Origin of the sequence: Rhodococcus sp. R1101 (assembly GCF_000278445.1) — a bacterium.
Classification (GTDB): Bacteria; Actinomycetota; Actinomycetes; order Mycobacteriales; family Mycobacteriaceae; genus Rhodococcus; species Rhodococcus gordoniae.
Map to the genome: position 1 here is coordinate 1 of NZ_AJVB01000390.1, position 3,639 is coordinate 3,639.

Sequence of the window (3,639 nt, forward strand, 5' to 3'; positions counted from 1 at the left end):
CGCGCTCGACGCCGCCGCCGAATGCGCATCGATCCGGCCGAGATAGACGAGCCGGGCCGGGGCGGCGGCGTCGAGGTCGGCGGTGGTCGGCGGGGTGGGGTCGGGCCAGCGGGTCTCGTCCCAGCCGTGCCCCCAGATCACCGCGTCGTCGTGCGCGTCGGCGTGCGCGCGGACCCGGCGCACCGCGTCGTCGCGGTCGACGGCGTCGGTCAGGTCCAGGCCGGTCAGGGCCAGTCCGTGGCTGGTGGTGTGCACGTGGGTGTCGACGAAACCGGGGGCGACGAACGCGCCGTGCAGGTCGACGATCTCGGCGTCCGGGTGCAGGGCGCGGCCGGGCCGGTCCTGCCCGACCCACACGACCGTGCCGTCGGTGACGGCCATCGCGGTGGCATCGGGGGCACCGGCGCTGTAGATGCGGCCGCCGACGAGAAGCTGGGTGTGCGGTGCAGGGCTCACGAGTGCCCAGTCTGCCCGTTACCGCTCTTCGCGGCGGCGCGGGGTCTCCACGATCTCCCCTTCGAGCACGGTGCCGCGGTCGTCGACCTGCTCGGGCGCGGCCGCACCACCGGTCAGGTGCGGGGCACCCCCGACGACGCTGTGATCGACGACCTGCCCGTCGACCACCACCAGCCGCTGCGCGGTGAACCCGGTGGCGCGGGCCCGCCGCGCGACCAGCGTGCGCACCAGCGGACGCAGCGCGGCGCGGGTCGGCAGCAACAACATCACCCCGAGCACTGTGCCGACGATGCCGGGGATCAGCACCAGCGCCGCGCCGGCACCGACGAGCGCACCGTCGGTGAGCACCCGCTCCGGAGAATTCGCGTGCGGCGCCCGGCCTGCGCGCAGCTCACCGAGGTTGCGCAGCGCCCGGCGACCCAGGGCGGCGAGCACGAGATAACCAGCGGCGCTGACACCGAGGAAGATCAACACGGTGGCCAGGGCGCCGAGGGTGGAGCCGAGCCAGGCCAGCACCGCGATCTCCGCCACGACGTAGAGCACGAACAACAACGGGTACACGGCGGGGCTTCCTTCCGTCGGCGACTTCTGTCCGGTCAACGAACGACCGGCCCGTTTTGCTCCCGGCCCCGGCGACCGGATGCGGACCGTGATCGAATGGCGGCCATGACGGCAGGTGACTGGGCGGTGCTGATGACCGCCGCGACGGCCGCCGGCTGGGTGGACGCGGTGGTCGGCGGCGGCGGGCTGATCCTGCTGCCCGCCCTGTTCCTCGTCGCCCCGCAGTTGACGCCGCAGGCGGCGCTGGCGACGAACAAGCTCACCGCGATCTGCGGGACCGGAGCCGCGGTGCTGACCTTCGCGCGGCGCATCCCCCTGCGCTGGTCGCTGCTCGGCCCGGCCGCGCTCGTCGCGGCGCTGGCCGCGGCGGCCGGGGCGGCGGCGGTCTCGCTCATCGACCGGGAGGTGTTCATCCCGATCGTGATGGTGGTGCTCGTCGCGGTGGCGGTGTTCGTCACCGCCCGCCCGAAACTCGGGGCCGGCAGCATCCGCCGCCCGTCGACGCTGCGGCTGGTCACCGTCGTGGTCACGGCCGCGGCGGTGATCGGCTTCTACGACGGCATCCTCGGGCCGGGCACCGGCACCTTCTTCATCATCGTGTTCGCGGCGATGCTCGGCAGCGAGTTCGTCACCTCGGCGGCGATGGCGAAGGTGCTCAACTTCGGCTCGAATCTGGGGGCGCTGGTGCTGTTCGCTCTCGGCGGGCATGTGTGGTGGACGCTCGGGTTGGCGATGGCGGTGTGCAATGTGGCCGGCTCGGTGCTCGGTTCCCGGATGGCGCTCGCGCGCGGCGCCGGCTTCGTGCGGGTGGTGCTGCTGGTCGTGGTGGTGGCCATGGTGATCCGGCTCGGCATCGAACAGTTCGGCTGAGCCGCCCTGCGGGGTGTCGGTGCGGCACCCCCGGCTCGGCGCGTACCGGCGATAGGGTGGGCGGGTGAGCGCGGTGGACGACGATTTCCTGGCCCTTCCGTTGCAGGCGGCCGCCGATGCGGCGCTGACGGTGGCGCGGTCGGCGGGCGCGAGTCACGCCGATGTGCGGGTGCATCGGCTGCGGACCTGGACGAGCACCCTGCGCGACGGCGCCCTGCAGGCCGCGGTGGACGGCACCGACTGCGGGGTGGCGGTACGGGTGCTGCTCGACGGCACCTGGGGGTTCGCGTCGCATCCGGTGCCCGGCCCGGACGGCGCCGCCGACGCCGCGGCCCGCGCGGTGGCCGTGGCCCGCACCCTGCGCGCATTGAATCGTGATCCGGTGCGGTGGGCCGACGAACCGGTCCACCGCGACGCGGTGTGGGTCTCGCCGTACGAGATCGATCCGTTCACCGTCCCCGCCGCCGAGCGCATCGCGGTGCTCGAGGACTATTCGCGGCGACTGCAGGACGCTACCGGGGTCGACCACGTCGGCGCCCATGTGACGCTGGTCAAGGAACAGAGTTTCTACGCCGATCTCGCCGGGTCGACGATCACCCAGCAGCGGGTGCGGATCCACCCCGACCTCGAGGCGACCCGCGTCGACCGCGAGGCCGGCACCTTCGAGTCGCTGCGTACCCTGGCCCCACCGACCGGCCGCGGCTGGGAGTACCTCGCCTCCGACCGGTGGTGGGACTGGAGCAGTGAGCTCGCCGAGCTGCCCGAGCAACTCGCCGAGAAGGCGCAGGCCCCGTCGGTGACCGCCGGCCGCACCGATCTGGTGATAGACCCGACGAATCTGTGGTTGACCATCCACGAATCGGTCGGGCACGCCACCGAATACGACCGGGCCATCGGCTACGAGGCCGCCTACGCCGGCACCTCCTTCGCCACCCCCGACCTGCTCGGCAGCCTGCGCTACGGCAGCGTCGCCATGCACGTCACCGCCGACCGCACCGAACCGCACGGGCTGGCCACCGTCGGCTACGACGACGACGGGGTCGCCGCCCAGTCCTGGGATCTGGTGCGCGACGGAGTGCTCGTCGGCTACCAGCTCGACCGGGCGTTCGCGCCCAAGCTCGGGGTGGCCCGCTCGAACGGCTGCGCCTACGCCGACTCGGCGCATCACGTGCCGATCCAGCGGATGGCGAACGTATCGCTGCAACCCGATCCGACGGTCGACCGCAGCACCGCCGATCTGATCGCCGGGGTCGACGACGGGCTGTACGTCGTCGGCGATCGCAGCTGGTCGATCGACATGCAGCGGCACAACTTCCAGTTCACCGGGCAGCGGTTCTACCGGATCCGCGGCGGGCGGCTCGCCGGGCAGGTCCGCGATGTGGCCTATCAGGCGTCGACCACCGAGTTCTGGGGTGCGCTCGAGGCGGTCGGCGGGGCGTCGACCTGGCGGCTCGGCGGGGCGATGAACTGCGGCAAGGCGCAACCCGGGCAGGTCGCCGCGGTCTCGCACGGCTGCCCGTCGGTGCTGGTGCGCGGCGTGAACGTGCTCAACACGGTGCAGGAAGGTGGCCGATGATCCCCGGAGACCGACTCGTCGAGACCGCCCTGGCGGCCTCCCCCGCCGACGAGACCATCGTGATCGTCTCCGACGGCGCCGAGGCGTCGCTGCGGTGGGCAGGCAACTCGATGACCACCAACGGGTCCGCGCGCGCCCGCAGCGCCACCATCGTCGCGATCCGCCGCACCCCCGGC

Annotated in this window: 4 protein-coding genes and 1 pseudogene; 3 read left to right on the forward strand and 2 right to left on the reverse strand. The window is 73.0% G+C overall.

The genetic code is table 11. The features are described from left to right. Together R1101_RS27425 and R1101_RS0118435 are read right to left on the reverse strand one after the other, a co-directional pair. A partial coding sequence (locus R1101_RS27425) for an amidohydrolase family protein (RefSeq protein WP_037224064.1) occupies positions 1-456 on the reverse strand: 456 nt, incomplete at its 3' end. 18 nt (positions 457-474) lie between these two features. Next, a complete protein-coding gene (locus R1101_RS0118435; protein WP_016934824.1) occupies positions 475-1,017 on the reverse strand; it encodes an FxsA family protein in 543 nt (180 codons plus the stop codon). Between the two features lie 105 nt (positions 1,018-1,122). Here R1101_RS0118435 and R1101_RS0118440 point away from each other — a divergent pair, with 105 nt between their 5' ends. The 3 genes and pseudogenes from R1101_RS0118440 to R1101_RS27430 form a co-directional block, all read left to right on the forward strand. Next, complete coding sequence (locus R1101_RS0118440) at positions 1,123-1,887, forward strand: TSUP family transporter (protein ID WP_016934825.1); 765 nt, start codon at positions 1,123-1,125, stop codon at positions 1,885-1,887. 64 nt (positions 1,888-1,951) lie between these two features. Beyond that, positions 1,952-3,463: a TldD/PmbA family protein gene (locus R1101_RS0118445; RefSeq protein ID WP_016934826.1), complete on the forward strand. Its 1,512-nt coding sequence runs from the start codon at positions 1,952-1,954 to the stop codon at positions 3,461-3,463. After that, a pseudogene (locus tag R1101_RS27430) lies at positions 3,460-3,639 on the forward strand (TldD/PmbA family protein); the annotation flags it as partial. The gene R1101_RS0118445 and the pseudogene R1101_RS27430, both read left to right, overlap by 4 nt.